This is a genomic window from Vibrio sp. 10N.222.55.C7 (genome assembly GCF_041473335.1).
Lineage (GTDB): Bacteria > Pseudomonadota > Gammaproteobacteria > Enterobacterales > Vibrionaceae > Vibrio > Vibrio crassostreae_C.
This window is the reverse complement of the sequence record NZ_JBFRSC010000134.1, coordinates 1-253: the sequence shown is the minus strand read 5'-3', so window position 1 is coordinate 253 and position 253 is coordinate 1. Positions and strand designations below refer to the sequence as shown.

Annotated in this window: 1 tRNA gene; it reads left to right on the top strand. The window is 44.7% G+C overall.

The window, feature by feature from the left end:
• Window positions 1-50 precede the first annotated feature (50 nt).
• Window positions 51-126: transfer RNA gene (locus AB4482_RS23035), tRNA-Val, on the top strand.
• Window positions 127-253 lie beyond the last annotated feature (127 nt).

The window sequence follows — 253 nt, the reverse complement described above, 5'->3', positions numbered from 1 at the left end:
ATCCTGCACGACCCACCATTCTTTCTCCACGAAGGAATTAAAACTATCGTGGGCGATTAGCTCAGTTGGGAGAGCACCTGCCTTACAAGCAGGGGGTCACTGGTTCGAGCCCGGTATCGCCCACCATTCTCTAAATATTCTTGGAAGTTAAATCTCCAAACCACTTCTTATGTCGCTGGTTGGATTTTTCGACTGTGAGAGTCTTTAGAAAATGAACTTCACAAGAAGTCTCATTGCTCTTTAACAATTTGGA